The organism is Streptococcus cristatus ATCC 51100, from assembly GCF_000222765.1.
Lineage (GTDB): Bacteria > Bacillota > Bacilli > Lactobacillales > Streptococcaceae > Streptococcus > Streptococcus cristatus.
Genome location: NZ_AFUE01000006.1, coordinates 40,530 through 57,072, shown reverse-complemented (window position 1 = coordinate 57,072; position 16,543 = coordinate 40,530). Strand labels below are relative to the sequence as shown.

Annotated in this window: 17 protein-coding genes and 2 pseudogenes; all 19 read left to right on the top strand. The window is 35.2% G+C overall.

Annotated elements, in window-relative coordinates; all coding sequences use genetic code 11:
* Window positions 1-1,416, top strand: coding sequence for a Y-family DNA polymerase (locus tag HMPREF9960_RS03740; protein ID WP_005590087.1), 1,416 nt, complete (start codon window positions 1-3; stop codon window positions 1,414-1,416).
* Window positions 1,413-1,777, top strand: a pseudogene (locus HMPREF9960_RS10770) (hypothetical protein). Before HMPREF9960_RS03740 ends, HMPREF9960_RS10770 begins: the two are co-directional and overlap by 4 nt.
* A complete protein-coding gene (locus tag HMPREF9960_RS03730; protein WP_001080186.1) occupies window positions 1,767-2,057 on the top strand; it encodes a DUF5960 family protein in 291 nt (96 codons plus the stop codon). The pseudogene HMPREF9960_RS10770 and the gene HMPREF9960_RS03730 overlap by 11 nt, the downstream one beginning before the upstream one ends.
* Window positions 2,058-2,347: 290 nt before the next feature.
* On the top strand, window positions 2,348-2,704 hold the full coding sequence (locus HMPREF9960_RS03725; protein ID WP_005590090.1) for an SAG1252 family conjugative relaxosome accessory protein: 357 nt from the start codon (window positions 2,348-2,350) through the stop codon (window positions 2,702-2,704).
* Window positions 2,705-2,708: 4 nt separating this feature from the next.
* Complete coding sequence (locus HMPREF9960_RS03720; RefSeq protein WP_005590092.1) at window positions 2,709-3,074, top strand: MobC family plasmid mobilization relaxosome protein; 366 nt, start codon at window positions 2,709-2,711, stop codon at window positions 3,072-3,074.
* A complete protein-coding gene (locus HMPREF9960_RS03715; protein WP_005590094.1) occupies window positions 3,061-4,890 on the top strand; it encodes an SAG1250 family conjugative relaxase in 1,830 nt (609 codons plus the stop codon). Before HMPREF9960_RS03720 ends, HMPREF9960_RS03715 begins: the two co-directional genes overlap by 14 nt.
* A 103-nt stretch (window positions 4,891-4,993) precedes the next feature.
* Window positions 4,994-5,218 (top strand): helix-turn-helix domain-containing protein, encoded by a 225-nt coding sequence (locus HMPREF9960_RS03710; RefSeq protein ID WP_000919629.1) that lies wholly within the window; start codon window positions 4,994-4,996, stop codon window positions 5,216-5,218.
* A gap of 457 nt (window positions 5,219-5,675) precedes the next feature.
* Window positions 5,676-7,427, top strand: a complete 1,752-nt coding sequence (locus HMPREF9960_RS03705; RefSeq protein WP_005590100.1) for a recombinase family protein — start codon at window positions 5,676-5,678, stop codon at window positions 7,425-7,427.
* 128 nt (window positions 7,428-7,555) lie between these two features.
* A complete protein-coding gene (locus HMPREF9960_RS11110) occupies window positions 7,556-7,834 on the top strand; it encodes a recombinase family protein (protein ID WP_005590101.1) in 279 nt (92 codons plus the stop codon).
* A gap of 144 nt (window positions 7,835-7,978) precedes the next feature.
* Complete coding sequence (locus tag HMPREF9960_RS11105) at window positions 7,979-8,176, top strand: resolvase (RefSeq protein WP_428835773.1); 198 nt, start codon at window positions 7,979-7,981, stop codon at window positions 8,174-8,176.
* Window positions 8,177-8,272: 96 nt separating this feature from the next.
* A complete protein-coding gene (locus tag HMPREF9960_RS03690) occupies window positions 8,273-9,217 on the top strand; it encodes a HEPN domain-containing protein (protein WP_005590103.1) in 945 nt (314 codons plus the stop codon).
* 336 nt (window positions 9,218-9,553) lie between these two features.
* Window positions 9,554-10,686 (top strand): IS3 family transposase gene (locus HMPREF9960_RS03680; protein WP_408641163.1). Its coding sequence is split into 2 segments (ribosomal slippage): window positions 9,554-9,824 and window positions 9,824-10,686, totalling 1,134 coding nucleotides; the frame shifts between segments, so codons are not numbered across the junction.
* Window positions 10,687-11,114: 428 nt separating this feature from the next.
* A pseudogene (locus HMPREF9960_RS03675) lies at window positions 11,115-11,488 on the top strand (hypothetical protein).
* A 240-nt stretch (window positions 11,489-11,728) separates the two neighbouring features.
* Window positions 11,729-13,495, top strand: a complete 1,767-nt coding sequence (locus tag HMPREF9960_RS03670) for a glycoside hydrolase family 13 protein (RefSeq protein ID WP_005590109.1) — start codon at window positions 11,729-11,731, stop codon at window positions 13,493-13,495.
* 113 nt (window positions 13,496-13,608) lie between these two features.
* Window positions 13,609-13,920, top strand: a complete 312-nt coding sequence (locus HMPREF9960_RS03665; RefSeq protein WP_005590110.1) for a hypothetical protein — start codon at window positions 13,609-13,611, stop codon at window positions 13,918-13,920.
* Window positions 13,921-14,161: 241 nt separating this feature from the next.
* Window positions 14,162-15,049, top strand: coding sequence for a DUF4300 family protein (locus tag HMPREF9960_RS03660; RefSeq protein ID WP_037586144.1), 888 nt, complete (start codon window positions 14,162-14,164; stop codon window positions 15,047-15,049).
* Window positions 15,050-15,103: 54 nt separating this feature from the next.
* On the top strand, window positions 15,104-15,295 hold the full coding sequence (locus HMPREF9960_RS03655; protein ID WP_005590115.1) for a hypothetical protein: 192 nt from the start codon (window positions 15,104-15,106) through the stop codon (window positions 15,293-15,295).
* The gene (locus tag HMPREF9960_RS03650) at window positions 15,288-15,743 is read left to right on the top strand and encodes a hypothetical protein (protein ID WP_005590116.1); all 456 of its coding nucleotides are present in this window, start codon (window positions 15,288-15,290) and stop codon (window positions 15,741-15,743) included. The genes HMPREF9960_RS03655 and HMPREF9960_RS03650 overlap by 8 nt, the downstream gene beginning before the upstream one ends.
* A gap of 134 nt (window positions 15,744-15,877) precedes the next feature.
* Window positions 15,878-16,390 (top strand): DUF6630 family protein, encoded by a 513-nt coding sequence (locus HMPREF9960_RS03645; RefSeq protein WP_005592216.1) that lies wholly within the window; start codon window positions 15,878-15,880, stop codon window positions 16,388-16,390.
* Window positions 16,391-16,543 lie beyond the last annotated feature (153 nt).

Here is a 16,543-nt window from a genome sequence, read left to right as displayed (position 1 = left end):
ATGAGTTGGTTTGATTATAGTCTCGAACCTAAAAGTGACATTGCCTTTGTTGATATGAAATCTTTTTACGCAAGTGTAGAATGTGTAGATAGAGGCCTGCATCCACTTAAGACTTCACTTTGTGTTATGAGTCGTGCAGATAATTCTGCTGGTTTAATCCTTGCTTCCTCTCCTATGTTTAAAAAGGTATTTGGGAAATCAAATGTTGGACGTTCCTATGATTTACCATTTGATGTAAAGACTCGAAAATTTTCTTACTATAATGCTAGAAAACAAGGCTTACCGACAACGATGGACTATGTTCGTTATATAGAGGAATGGGCAAAATCAACAGTGATTGTTCCTCCGAGAATGGATACTTATATTGCAGTCAATATGGAGATTCAAAAAATCTTTCAAGATTTTGCGGCACCAGACGATATTTATCCCTACTCAATTGATGAAGGATTTATTGATTTAACCAGTTCATTAAATTATTTTGTGCCAGATAGAAGAATTAGTAGGAAAGATAAATTAGATATTATTTCGGCTGCTATTCAAAAAAAGATTTGGAGAAAAACAGGAATCTATTCAACTGTAGGCATGTCTAATTCCAATCCCTTATTAGCTAAGTTAGCACTAGATAATGAAGCTAAAAAAACTCCGACAATGAGAGCCAATTGGTCCTATGAGGATGTCGAAAAGAAAGTATGGACTATTCCTAAAATGACAGATTTCTGGGGAATTGGAAATCGGATGGAGAAGAGATTACATGGTTTAGGCATCTTTTCGATTAAAGAATTGGCAAAGGCTAATCCTGACTTGATTAAAAAAGAGCTTGGGATTATGGGACTAGAGTTATGGTTTCATGCCAATGGGATTGATGAAAGCAATGTTCATAAACCTTATAAGCCAAAATCAAAAGGAATAGGGAACTCGCAAGTTTTACCTAGAGATTATATAAAGCAAAGAGATATTGAAATTATACTTCGTGAAATGGCAGAACAAGTTGCGGTTAGATTGAGAAGAGCAGGTAAAAAAGCAACAGTAGTTTCTATACACTTGGGGTATTCTAAAGTGGAACAGAAACGGTCTATTCATACTCAAATGAAGATTGAACCGACCAATCAAACAGCACTACTGACAAACTATGTTTTAAAGTTATTTCACACTAAATATACTTCCGGGGCTATCAGGAATGTGGCAGTGAATTATTCCAGTTTAGTGGATGAATCCTTTGGATTGATTTCATTATTTGATGATATTGAAAAAATAGAAAAAGAAGAAAGGCTCCAGTCCGCAATTGATGCTATTAGAACAGAATTTGGTTTTACTTCACTATTGAAAGGAAATGCCCTGGATCAGGCTTCAAGAACAATTGCAAGAAGTAAACTCATTGGTGGTCATTCAGCTGGAGGATTAGATGGACTAAAATGATGAATCGTTCTTATTTACCTTTTGAGTCTGCCCGAGTATATCAGGATCGTGGCATGGCTAAGTGGATGGGCTTCTTTTTATCAGAACATTCCAGTTCTCTTTGGGCAGAAAAAATAAAGGAGATATCTCCATTTCCCTATCATTGGAAGAGAAAGTTCTATTTGTTCGTCAACTTTATACGAATGTATTCCCTGCAACTTTTGTTTTTAAGTTTTCTAATCAAAGAAAAGTAGTATCAGGTATTGTTAAAGAGATTGGAAAAGAGTTTATATCTATAAAATCAGACACTGGTTTTCTTCGATTAAGATGGGAAGATATACTCGATATCCAGATAGAAGGGTTGGATTTATATGAATCGTAAAGAATTATATGATGATAAATTACAGCTGGATTATTTTTCTGATTCTTATTTACGGTTTGAGTCAGATTTTTACAAATATTCCGCTCTAGATATACCATTAACATTTATCACTGATGATATTTTACGCACAATGGCTATGTCTCAAAAACATTATTTTAAACTTAACAAAAGCAAATCTTTAGACGGTCGTGACCATTATTTTGTTTTTTCTATCAAGATGAACAAAGACAGTAGTGGCATTAGACAGTATGAATATCAGAGACATTGTTTTAGTTTGTAAGAGTCCGACAGGGCTCTTTTTCTGTGATAATTTTATCAAAAAGTATTTGTTATACTTTTTTTAATTTAGATTTATCTTGGGGGTTTGGGGGCGTGCCACCACATTTTCATATCGTTTGTTTTTTGAACCGTGAGGTTTGAAATGGCAGGCGATATGATTTTTGGGATATTGTGGACACAATATCTGAGCTCGCAAAGCCTTACAAGATGATAGATTTTGTCTTTGCAAGTTTCCCGTGGTTAATACGGGGTCGGGGATTGTCCAACCATTGATGAAAGTGAGGAAATAGTATGTCAGAACAATACAGAGACATTCGCAAAGAGGTTAATTTAACCGCAAATGAATTGGAAATGATTGAAGTGATAATGAAAAATAAGGGATTTAAACATTTTTCGCCCTTTGCTCGAAATAAATTGCTGGAGGAAGAGTTTGAAATGACTGCTGAAAAGTGGTTTGCCCTCTGGCAATCCCAAAAACTAGAACAAATCAGTCGTGACGTTCATGATGTTTTAATAATAGCACAGTCCGAACATCAAGTTACCCAAGATCATGTATCTATTCTCTTAACCTGCGTACAGGAGCTGATTAAAGAAGTTGGAAACTCCATTCCCCTCAGCCAAGACTTCCGTGATAAATACATGAGGTGAGTACATGGAACATCGTTACCGAACCAATCTCAAGAAAGTGTTTCTGTCTGATAGCGAATTGAGTCAGTTGAAACATTGTATCGACCAAAGCGGTTGTCAATCTTTTTCAGAATATGCTCGACGAACCCTACTTGACCCTGGCATGAATTTCATCACCATTGATACAACTGGTTATCAAAATTTGATTTTTGAATTAAAACGAATCGGAAATAATATTAATCAAATAGCCAGAAGCATAAATTATTCGAATTTAATAACGGAAGTTGAGTTAAATGAATTGAGAAAAGGTATAGAAGAGTTAATAGTAGAAGTGGAGAAAGATTTTCTTATTCAATCTGAAAAATTGAGGAAATTTTATGGTCATCACTAAACACTTTGCGATTCATGGAAAAAATTATCGTAGTAAACTAATCAAATATATTTTGAATCCAAGTAAAACAAAAAATCTAGCACTAGTTTCAGATTTTGGTATGAGAAATTATTTAGATTTTCCTAGTTATAAAGAACTAGTGAAGATGTACAATGATAATTTTTTAAGTAATGATGGTCTTTATGAATTTCGTCATGATAGGCAAGAAGTAAATCAACGAAAAATTCATTCTCATCATATCATTCAGTCTTTTGCTCCAGATGACCATCTTACTCCCGAACAAATCAATCGGATTGGTTATGAGACAGTTAAAGAGTTGACAGGAGGTAGATTTCGTTTTATCGTAGCAACACATGTCGATAAAGGTCATATCCACAATCACATCATTCTAAATTCAATTGATCAGAATTCTGATAAAAAGTTTCTATGGAATTATAAGTCAGAACGTAATCTACGAATGGTTTCAGATCGTCTCTCAAAAATTGCAGGTGCAAAGATTATAGAAAATCGTTATTCGCATCGTCAGTATGAAGTTTATCGAAAAACCAATTACAAATATGAAATAAAACAACGAGTATATTTTCTAATAGAGAACTCGAAAAATTTTGAAGATTTCAGGAAAAAAGCAAAAGCTTTACATTTAAAAATTGATTTTAGACACAAGCATGTTACTTTTTTTATGACTGATTCAAATATGAAACAAGTCATACGTGATGATAAATTGAATAGAAAACAACCTTATAATGAAACTTATTTTAAGCAAAAGTTTGTTCAAAGGGAAATTATAAACATCTTAGAATTTCTACTTCCGAAAATGAAGAATATGAATGAATTGATTCAACAAGCAGAATTTTTTGACTTAAAAATAATTCCGAAAGAAAAACATGTTCTATTTGAATTTAATGGGATTAAGCTTTCAGAGCAGGAATTGGGAAAAACGAATCAGTACAGTGTTAGTTATTTTCAAGACTATTTTAATAACAAAAATGAAACTTTTGTCTTAGATAATAAAAATTTAGTTGAACTTTACAATAAAGAAAAGCTAATTAAAGAAAAAGAGTTGCCGACAGAAGAGGTGTTATGGAAATCCTATCAAGATTTCAAGAGAAATAGGGATACTGTTCATGAGTTTGAAGTAGAGTTGAATCTTAATCAAATAGAAGAAGTAGTAGACGATGGAATTTACATTAAGGTACAGTTTGGTATCCGACAAGAAGGACTTATTTTTGTACCAAATATTCAAATCAATATGGAAGAAGAAAAAGTTAAAGTATTTCTCAGAGAAACTAGTTCTTACTATGTATATCATAAAGATTCAGCAGAAAAAAATCGCTTTATGAAAGGTAAAACTTTGATTAGGCAATTTAATGTTCAGTATGAACCGCATTATATGTATAGAAGAATTCCTCTAAGCAAAATTAAAGAAAAAATAGAACAATTAGATTTTCTTATATCTGAGGAAAATAGTCCGAATAATTTTGAAGATATAACAAATGATTTCATTGCCCAAATATCATATCTAGAGAATATGATTGAACAAGTTCAAAATAAAATTAATGATTTAACTAATTTAGAAGAAGTATTGTTGAATGATACGACAAATAGTTCTAGCAATTTAGAAAATAGTATTCAAGGTAAAAGTTCAGTAGATATAATAGAGAAGGATTTATACTTCTATAAAGGAAGAATTGAAAAACTGAAGGAACAACATAGAGAAGCAATAAATTTATTTGAAATGTTTAATAAAACAATAAAGAAATATAAGAAAAAACAAAATATGAAATCTATTGAGGAAAATGAGATACATTTAGAGTAAACAGTTTCCTAAAAAGTATATATAGAATAGTTTCATGTGCCAATTTGTCACATATTTAAAAATAAGAAAATAACTATATTATACTTGTTTTAGGAGACAACAAATGTTGAAAAGGATTAGAGATTTACGTGAAGATGATGATTTGACACAAGAATATATTGCGAAAATCGTTTTGAATTGTACAAGATCATCTTATTCTAAAATGGAAGCTGGTAGCAGGCTAATCTCTATAAATGACCTTATCAAACTTGCAGATTTTTATAAGGTGAGTCTAGATTACCTTGTAGGTCGAGTGGATAATAAAGAAGACCATTACTCCAAAAAGTAGTAGGTTAAGAAAGCACATTGACAATTGAATAGTCCAAAATGGTACTTTCCTCATTTGTGGAGCAGTTTTGAATGGCTCGCCATGATAAGAGCGATATTAAAACCATCAATAAAATAGAGCGATACTTTATATGCCATGATACAAATGATATACAATGATACTTCTGACCGTTCAGGCTGCCAACGTAAAAGAGCAGCAAGTGAAATTCTTATGATGACTTCATCAGTCATGCCATGGAGGAGATTGATAAAAGATAAAAGGGAAGTGATTTTTTGAAATCAAATTTAGAAAATTATATAGTCGAGCTAGAGATGCTAAATCTATTATTCTTAAAAAAACTTATTAGCGAAAAAGAATATGAAAAAATAAAGCTGAAACTGCGTAAAATATACACAAATTAGCTGACCTTTTTTATTGGTTGCGGTAAAATAAATGCAGAGAAATAGGAGGTTAAGCCATGTCAAACAACGTTGAAATTATAAAAGCAAATCCTTTAGTAACTAGAAGAAATGATAATAGTGGTTCTTTATCGAGGAGAGTAGCAGCATATTGTCGTGTTAGTTCCGATAGTGATGATCAAAAAAATAGCTATGATTCTCAAGTTCGTCATTATAGAGAGTATATATCACAGCACCAAGATTGGATTTTGGTTGACATTTATGCTGATGAAGGGATTTCAGGAACTCAAGTTGGAAAAAGACAAGATTTTCAAAGATTGATTTCAGATTGCCTTGATGGAAAAATAGACTATATCATTACCAAAGCCATTGCTCGCTTTGCTAGAAATACATTAGATACTCTCAAATATGTTCGTTTGCTCAAAGATAAACAAATTGGTGTATTTTTCGAAGAAGAAAATATTGATACTTTAACTATGGATGGTGAGTTACTATTGACGATATTAAGTTCAGTGGCTCAACAGGAAGTTGAAAATACATCTGCCCATGTTAAAAAGGGTTTAAAAATGAAGATGCAACGTGGAGAACTTATTGGTTTTCAAGGTTGTCTTGGTTATGACTATAATCAAGATACAAAGTCGATATCAATAAATGAAAAAGAAGCCAAGATAGTACGTTATATTTTTGAACGATACATTGATGGTATTGGGGGTAGGGCAATAGCTAGAGAACTTGATGAACTAGGTTATAAAACTCCGAGAGGTCTTGATCACTGGCAAGATACAACAGTTTTAGGAATTATTAAAAACGAGAAGTATAAAGGTGATATTCTAATGGGAAAAACTTTCACTGTTGACCCCATTAGTAAGAGACGTTTAATAAATTTCGGTGAAGAAGATAAATACTACATTAAAAATAATCATGATGCGATAATTAGTCCAGAAATTTTTACACAGGCGCAAGAAATTCGATTACGGAGATCAGGAAACAAAAAAACCATAGCAAATATAAAAGGTAAACGAGAAAGATATTCAAGAATGTACCCTTTTAGCAGTAGATTAGAATGTGGTTTTTGTGGTACTGTTCTGTCTAGAAGAAGTTGGCACTCTAGTTCAGAGTACAAAAAGATTATTTGGCACTGTACAACATCTATAAAGAGAGGTAAAAAGTATTGCACTCATAGTAAAGGAATAGAGGAAAAAGCAATAGAAAATGCTTTTTTACAGAGCTACCAACAGTTGTTTTATGAAAATAATAACCTAACTGAAGACTTTCTTGAAATTATAAAAGAAGAGCTTACTGATGATACCTTAAAAGTGGAGTTGACAAAGATAGTTAGTAAATTAAATTCGTTGTACAAAAAAGAAGAAAAATTAGTTTCAATGAATCTAGATGGAAAAATAAGTGATTCTGTATATGAAGATAAATTCAATCAAATACAAATTGAGAAAGAAAAACTTTTAGAAGAAAAAGTAAACTTAGAAGTAACTTTAAAATCAGAAGTTGATATAAAAAGTAGATTAGAGAATTTTAAAGAAATTTTAACTTCACAAAAAACTTTGACGGAGTTTGACAAGGATATTTTTGAAAGTATCGTTGAAAAAATAATAGTAGGCGGAATAAATTCTGATGGAGAAATTGATCCAGCAATGTTGACTATAATTTTTAAAACGGGAGATTCTTCGACTAAAGATGCAAAATCTTACAAATCTAAAAGAAAGAATGCTAAAATAGATAATGATAAATTGTGTTTTAATTCCGTAACCGATGAAGAAAAAAAGTGTACAAATAAAGAAAACAACGCATGTTGAGGCGGTAGCACTGCTTGTGCGGACTGATTCATCGACGAAGTAGATGTTCGGCCCATGGGATAGGACTCATAGAATGAGGAGATTACGACGAAATGATACGGTAACAGAGAACTGCTGAGGGTAATGCTTTGCTTCAGAAAACTTATACAGTTGATTTCCTAACGAAGAAACGAATAGATAATGATGGACAAGTTAATCAATATTATATTGAAAACAATCATGAACCAATTTTAGATAGAGAGAAGTGGGAGATTGTTCAGCTAGAGATAGTAAGAAGAAAGAGATTTAGAGAACAACATAAGCTACAATTTTATATCATGCATAAAGACAACAATCCCTTTACAAAAAAAGTGTTTTGTGCCGAATGTGGTTCAGCTTTTGGTAGAAAAAATTGGACTACAAGTTGAGGCAAACGTACGGTCTGGCAGTGTAATAACCACTACAAGGTTAAAGGTCAGATTGGTTGTCAAAACAACCATATTGTCGAAGCTACCCTTGAAATGATTTTCCTTAGAGCAGTTGAAGAATTACAGGATAATAAAGACTTATTGATGGCTAAGTGGAAAAGGCTACATGAAGAAGGTGACCTTCTTGGACAGATGTACGGTGATAGGCTACAGCAGTTGATAGCTCATGAAAGTTTAGAATTTGATGCTGAGGTAATGTGTCAGGTACTCAATCATATTGAATTAGCCATTGATGGTTCGATTAAGATAGTATTCCTTGATGGAACTGAGGTAACATTGTAGAAACAGCAATCTGATGAGGGTTGCTAGTTTTTAGTGTTTAGTCGACTTAAAAGTGGTATAATCATATTAATAAAATTGTAGACTGGAGATTTAGTAATGGCATATTATGTGACTTTAGATTTTGATGATTTTTATGTAAGCCTTAGTGATTTTTGGAGTACTAGATTAAATTTACCGAATGGAGCAGTACTACTATTTTGGAATTGTTTGATAAAGTATGTGAATAGTAATGATAGCCACTATCTAACTATTGAGTCAGATCAAAAACAAAATATTAAAGAGTGTTTACAAGTATTTTCTTTTTTTACTACTTTGCCTTTATCTACTTTTGAATATGAGTTTTATAATTCTGAGGATATTCTAGAGGAAAAGTTAAAAGATCATCCTACTGTAGTTGAATGGAGTAACAAACTAGCTCAAATAGAACGTAGCTTAAAACGTAAAGCAAATAGAAAGCGTAGGGATGAAATTTTAGAATTGATGAGGATGTGCTCTGTCGCTGCATTGCATGATTATAGAAATCACCATGAAGAACAGTTCTTTATGTACTTTAAGCCAGTCGAAAGAGTTGCCAAATTAGTACTTGAGACAAGAATTTTGAATGGTACTACTAGTGCTGCTAGAAAAAATTTAACAAAAAACTTATTGAGTCAGTTGTTATTGTCAAATTTTAATAATACTTCTTTTGATGAAAATACTCTTAATGAATTGGCTGGAGAGCTACATTCAGTATTTGAAAGTAGTCTGGAGAGGATGAATCATAGACGCATTGTTTTAGCACTAAGTGCTATTACTGATAAAATGGACAATAGTGACTCTGATAAAGCCAACTTACTTAAAATAAACAGTAGCAGAATTCAACAACTTGTAAAAATTAGAAATGATATTGCACATGGCAATAAGATTACTATCATTCCTGAGGATTTAGGTGATGTTGAATTCTTATCTCGACAAATGATTGCTCAGTTCTTTTTTGGTTTTAGTTTTAGTCAAGGCTACTTAAAGACTAAGAAGTTTGATAGAGATTTTTGGTCAAAATAGAGTGAAATGGTAACTTATTAAGGAGTAAAGTAGTTTAGTATAATAGTATAATTCTAACTATTAAGACCAAAATTTCGTCTACTAGTATAGAAGGAAACTATCAGCACATGTTGAGGCGGTATCACTGCTTGCACGAGATGATTCACCAGCGAAGTAGAAATCGATAATTTGCTCTTTCTTCGATAGATGTCGTAGAGCGAGGAGTGTGTGATGAGACGATAACAGCGAACTGCTGAATGCCTCAGCTTATTAGAAAATAGTAACTAATTGAATCGGTTACACTAAACTAGACAGATTTTATAAAGTGTTCTACACTAAAGAAAAGAGGAGAACAATATGTCTAGAAAAACTCGCCGTCACTTCACAGATGACTTCAAACAACAAATCGTTGATCTTCATAATGCTGGTATGAAACGAAGTGAGCTTATCAAAGAATATGATTTAACACCTTCTACCTTTGATAAGTGGGTCAAACAGGCAAGAACGACTAGTTCCTTTAAGTCTGTTGATAATCTCACCGATGAACAACGTGAGCTCATCGCTCTTAGGAAGCGAAATAAAGAGCTTGAAATGCAATTAGATATCTTAAAGCAAGCGGCAGTGATTATGGCACAAAAAGGGAAGTAATCACTGCTAATAAGGATAAATATTGCATTTCAGCCATGTGTCGTTGCTTGAACATCCCTCGTGCTAGCTATTACTACAAAGCCATAGAACCAAAGTCTGAGGCAGAGCTTGAAGAAATGATTAAAACCATTTTCCGTGAGAGCAAGTCTAGATATGGTGCTAGAAAACTCAAGAAATGTCTGGAAAACGAAGGGATTATCTTGTCTCGTCGGCGGATTCGTCGCATCATGAAGCGATTGAATCTCGTATCCGTCTACCAGAAGGCTGCCTTCAAATCGAATTCTAAAGGGAAAAATGAAGCACCTATTCCAAACCTATTGGCTCGACAATTTAACCAAGAAAAGCCACTTGAAGCAATTGTAACAGATTTGACCTACGTCCGTGTTGGAAATCGTTGGGCTTATGTTTGTTTGATCATTGACCTCTTCAACCGTGAAATTATTGGTCTTTCAGTTGGGTGGCACAAGACCGCAGAGCTCGTCAAACAAGCCATTCAAAGCATTCCTTATGCGCTTACCAGTGTCAAGCTATTCCATTCTGACCGTGGTAAGGAGTTTGATAACCAGCTGATTGATGAGATGCTAGAAGCATTCGGCATCGCTCGGTCTCTAAGTCAAGCAACTTGTCCCTATGACAACGCCGTGTCTGAGAGTACTTACCGTGCCTTCAAACTCGAGTTTGTCAACCAAGAAACCTTCCATTCGCTGAAAGAACTAATCCTTAAAACAAAGGACTATGTTTACTGGTGGAATCATCATCGCATTCATAGCAGTCTTAACTACCAAACCCCAATCGCTAAGCGAATCAGCGCTTTAAAAAAACACTTTATAAATTTTGTATAGAAAAGTGTTGCCTTTTCAAATCTTCAAAAGCTTCCCCCTAATCTTTTGAGTCTCATAAACTCGTTATGTTGAGGTGGTAGTGTTACTATCCAAAGTTAATAATATTATTCATATAGACGTTGAATAGCTTTGATGAGCTTGATTTCAAAAAGTGCTCTATATGCTAATATGAATATATATTAGAAAAATTAGGTTTGGAAATTACATCACTCTATATTACCCAGATTAAAAAGAAAAGTGCTAGAAGAGCTGTAAAGAGACAATATTACAAGAAAATAGAGACCTAACACAGGCGATAAGAAAGAGATGGGGCTACCAAATTTAAAAATTTTGTAAGAGTATATCATAAATTTATAGGAATATGAGTGAAACAAAGCTGGATTTGTAACTAAAATTCTTTGTATTTTACGAAGGGAGGATATGGATTGATGTTTTCAATATTAGGTGCAGTGGTATTTGGAGCTATAGCAATGATGACGGTTCTTGTTGCCTGTGGTTTGCCTTTGGGAGAATTTACAATGGGTGGACAGCATAAAATCTTACCTAAGAAATTTAGAATTGCGGCAGTCATTTTGGTGGCTATCCAAATTTTTGCCATGATCATTATTTTGCAAGCTGGAGGTTTTATTCCCTTGTGGCTGTCTTTCAAGGTTACTAAATATATTTGCTTCTTCTTTGCCGCTTATCTGTCTTTGAATACGATTATGAACATTATTTCAAAAAGTAAAAAGAAAAATATGGTATAACTCCGCTTTCTCTTATAGCAGCAATATGTTTTTGGATAACAACGTTGCAGATGTAGTATGTAGAAAATGATGTCGAACGCTGGTAGTTATAGCATGAACTTTTACATAGTATTTTAAAGAATATATTGTGTTATGTTTTGGAAAGAACATTATAAGCCTTGACCTCAAGGCTTTTTACTATATCCCTAAAACATCACCTTGCATTCATTTTTTTAAAGTGATATACTAGGGCTATGTCTTGAAATCGTTTGCACAAAATTGCGATGAGTTTATAAAAAGAAATCTAGGAGAGAAATATGGAATTGTCAGCGATTTACCACAGGCCAGAGTCGGAGTATGCTTATCTTTACAAAGATAAGACAATGCACATTCGCATTCGGACGAAAAGGGGAGATATCGAAAGTATAGCCTTGCACTATGGAGATCCTTTTATCTTCATGGAGGATCATTATGAAGAGAGTAAGGAAATGGTCAAAGTAACTTCTGATGCTTTATTTGATTACTGGCAAGTAGAGGTTACAGTTGGCTATGCGCGACTTCAGTATCTCTTTGAGATTAAGGATAAGCAAGGCCAGACTATCTTGTATGGTGATAAGGGATGTGTTGAAAATACGCTAGAAAACCTTCATTACGAAGGAAACGGCTTTAAGCTTCCTTATATTCATGAAATTGATGCTTGTCATGTACCTGACTGGGTTTCAAAGACGGTCTGGTATCAGATTTTCCCAGAACGCTTTGCCAACGGCAATCCTGAGATTTCACCAGAAGGTTCTCTAGCTTGGGATTCGTCAATCACGCCTAAAAGTGAGGATTTCTTTGGTGGAGATTTACAGGGAATTATTGACCATCTAGATTACTTGCAGGATTTGGGCATTACAGGCCTTTATCTCTGTCCTATCTTTGAATCCCCAAGCAATCACAAGTACAATACGACGGATTATTTCGAAATTGACCGTCATTTTGGAGACAAGGAAACCTTCCGTAAACTGGTAGATCAGGCCCATCAGAGAGGCATGAAAATCATGCTGGACGCTGTTTTTAACCATATCGGAGACCAATCTCCACAGTGGCAGGATGTCCTTAAACACGGGGAAGATTCGGTTTATAAAGATTGGTTTCATGTTCAAGAGTTCCCAGTGACAAAGGATAAGCTTGGCAATCCAAGAAAGCTCCCTTACCATACCTTTGCCTTTGAGAGCTATATGCCAAAGCTAAATACAGCCAATCCTCAAGTGAGGAACTATTTGTTGAGCGTTGCGACCTACTGGATTGAAGAGTTTGATATCGATGCTTGGCGGCTGGATGTGGCCAACGAAGTCGACCACCAATTTTGGAGAGATTTTCGTAAGGCTGTCTTAGCTAAAAAGCCTGATCTTTATATTCTTGGAGAAGTCTGGCACACGTCTCAGCCTTGGTTAAATGGCGATGAATTTCACGCAGTCATGAACTATCCTCTCTCTGACAGTATCAAGGATTATTTCTTGCGTGGGGTTAAAAAGACCAGTCAATTTATCGATGAGATCAATGGTCAGTCCATGTATTATAGACAGCAGATTTCGGAAGTGATGTTCAATCTTCTGGATTCGCACGATACGGAGCGTATTTTGACTACTGCCAAGGGAAATGTCCAACTGGTCAAATCTGCCCTAGCCTGCCTCTTTTTACAAAGGGGAACACCGTGTTTCTACTATGGAACCGAGCTAGAATTAGACGGAGGGCCAGATCCAGATTGTCGGCGTGTGATGCCGTGGGAACGTGTTTCCGATAGCAATGAGATGCTCGATTTCATGAAGAGATTGATTCAGCTTCGCAAGAGTGTCTCAGACATTATCCAGCATGGGAAATATAGTCTAGAAAAAATCAATCCGGATGTGCTGTCTCTGGAATGGGACTATGATGGTCAAAAGGTCCGAGCAATTTTTAACCAATCAGCAGAAAATTATCTTGTAGAGAGTGATTCTGCAATTCTAGCAAGTCATTGCCAAATATCGGACGGGCAGCTTCATATCTTACCAAAAGGCTTCGTAATCTTTGCGGAAGATTTGGAAACTGCTGCAAATTAATTTTTGGAAATTTGACTGAAAGACTTGTCAGGGTTACTCAAATTTCAAAAACCCAATCTAAGAGCAGTCTATTTAAGAAGAGCAAGTAACTTATTAGAAAAGAGGAGTTCAGAATGGAATTAGATGATTTTACCGAAAAAGAGCAGGAGCAGATCAAAGAGGGGCTTAGTACAGCCGTCATTAGCGATAAGGAAGCAGCTAAAAAGATTTTGGCGCTGGTGCCACAAGAATGGCTTAAGCGAATTCCCTTCCTTGTGAGAGGGCATGCAACGACCAAGACGGTTGAGCGAGTTGCCAAGCAATACCCAGAACTTTACGCTGTAGCTAAGCAAGCAGGAGAGCTTCCTGAAAAGGAGCGTGAGGAATTGCGCGCTATCATGATAGCTATCTTTGAAGAAAAGATGAACAAGCACAAGATTAAGTAGACTTACCAGTGTATAGCGATTCCTTTCTTTAAGTTGGCATTTGGAGTTAGCTATTCTACCTTGCTCATCAATTTATAAATCAAAGTGACTGCCGTTGATAAAAGTGCAGTCATTTTTTATGGCTTAAGGAAGTTTCTATCCAAGATAGATTTTTCCTTTCTGTTTTTCAGTATTTCTTGCTATAATAACAAGAGGAATTATTTGAAGATGAATATTGGAAAAATATAAAAAGGACGAAAGAATGAAGAAAGTAAAAAAGATTATGTTGATGAGTGCCTGCACCTTGGCTATTCTTGGCTTAGCCGCATGTGGGAAGACGCAAAAGCAATCAAACGGCAGTCAAGAGAATCAGACAGTTGGTCAGACTAGCTCAGAAAAATACCCATGGAAGGCGACTTATTCAAATCTAAATAGTCAAAAAAGTGTCGAAGAAGTTAAGAATTTGTTGGCTGCTAACTTGAACAAAGACAGTGTCGATAACTTTGTCAATCTAGTCAATGACTACAATGGACTTGTTGGCTCGACTGGTTTAACAGGCGATTTCACTAAGTTTACCAAAACAGAATATGACGTAGAAAAAATCAATCCTCTCTGGCAGGCAAAGAAGGGCGATTTTATCGGGACAAATTGTCGGATCAATACCTATACTTTGCTGAAAAATAGCATTGAAATCCCTCAAATAGCAAAAGATGACGAACTCTTGTTCATCGATAATGACTCGATTGACAAGGGCAAGCTCTTTGATGCCAAGGATAAGGAAGAATTTAATATCCTATTCTCAAGAATCAAGACTCAAGCGACCCAAGATGTCAAGGTACATGCTAAGAAGATGGAGGAATACTTCAAACAGTTTAAGTTTAGCGAAAAGGCTCGGATGCTCTCCGTCATCGTCCACGACAATCTTGACGGTGATTCTCTCTTTGTAGGGCATGTCGGCGTCTTGGTTCCAGATAAAGACGGCTATCTGTTTGTCGAAAAGCTGACATTTGAAGAGCCTTATCAGGCAATCAAATTTGCGACCAAGGAAGATGTCTACAAATACTTGCAGACAAAATATAAAGACTACACAGGAGAAGGACTGGCCAAGCCCTTTATCATGGACAATGATAAGTGGGTAGAGGGGAAATAGAATTTCTAGGTAGTTAAGTTTTATGTAAACTCTAGTTAAGGGAAGGCCATAAAAATGGATAAAAAACAGACATATTTTTTGATTGCCCTTATTCTTATCGGTTTCCTACTTGTGGAATCAAGTATCTATATCGTACCCTATATTGAAGGATTAAAAGAATTAGAAATAGCTGTTTTTGTAATTGGAATTCTTGTTTTACTAGGTGTCATCATCTTATTAGAAAGGACTAAGAAGCATCATGATTGAAGAGCAGTACTTACGAATAAAAGATTTAGACATTATTTTATGGGAATCTTTTGCTCATAAAGTAGAGGAATTGTCCGTCTTCAAAGCCTTATCTGAGAATTTGCCCTATCTTAATAGAGAAAAGCTAGATATGGTTGATTCATCCGAAATTCATGACAGCGACGGTCTTACTATTGTAGACTTGCAGCAGAATGGTAGGGAATTGTTCATTCGCTTTGAAATGGACTTTCAACTAATGGGCTGGGCGTCTGCTAGAAATGACTATACAGCCTATATCCAAGCGAGTCTTATTGGAAGTTGTCGAATTGATTTGAAGGAAAGGCTCCCTTTCTCTGACAAGAATGTAAATTCTCTCACTAAAGCTCAATTATTGGAATATGGCGAAAAATTGATTTCAGATTTAGAACTCCACTACCGAGATATTGAAGGTTCTGAACACTATGGATGATGAAACCCTCTTAAACGAACAAGTGATAATTGCCTAAATCATCAGTCCTATGACTAGGATTAGTCGAGATTATAGATAAAATTTTTTTCAATAACGTTAAAAATATGTCCTTATGGACAAGAAAGGAGTCAGTTATGACAAATGAACTGAACAAAGAAATCTTTACCAGCATGGTTGAACTGCTTACAGAGGACAGCTCTGTCCGTTCTGCTATAGAAGCTTGTCTTGCCTCACCGTGGGACTACTTTGATGAAAATATCGATCGCTATGACGATCGTGGGATAGAGGACGATGAGTCAGAAGATACCATCGTTTGGATCGGGATTGCGGATGAGTTAATTGAGAGTGGTGATGTCATTGAGCTGGATTGGAAGGCTGAGTTAGAAGACTTCACCTATTTCATGAAAGAATTGGCAGATCAAAAGAATCTCCCACTGCAAGATGAGTGGCTAGATGAAGATGGAGACATTCCATCATGGTGCAAGGTCTTGGATGAAAAATGGGAGGAAGCAGGCTACTGCGTCGGAGCAATGGACATTGACAGCGACAGCTATGTCATGTTTATTTGCAGTAGAGAGACTTTGACTGAACTGACTCAATTAGGTCAAAAGGTTGGGTTCCGTTTTGATTTTGCAAAGAATATGTAAATATCGTACTTAAAAGGGTGAACCAATCCTGATGATACAAGGGAAGCCTGAGATGGCTGGGAAAATCATCCAGCTGGTTCAGGTTTCCTTTTTTCGCTTATGCTTTGAAGGATGTAGCAGATGAAGCAGATTGCTTCGTCTTTTTTTCTTTTT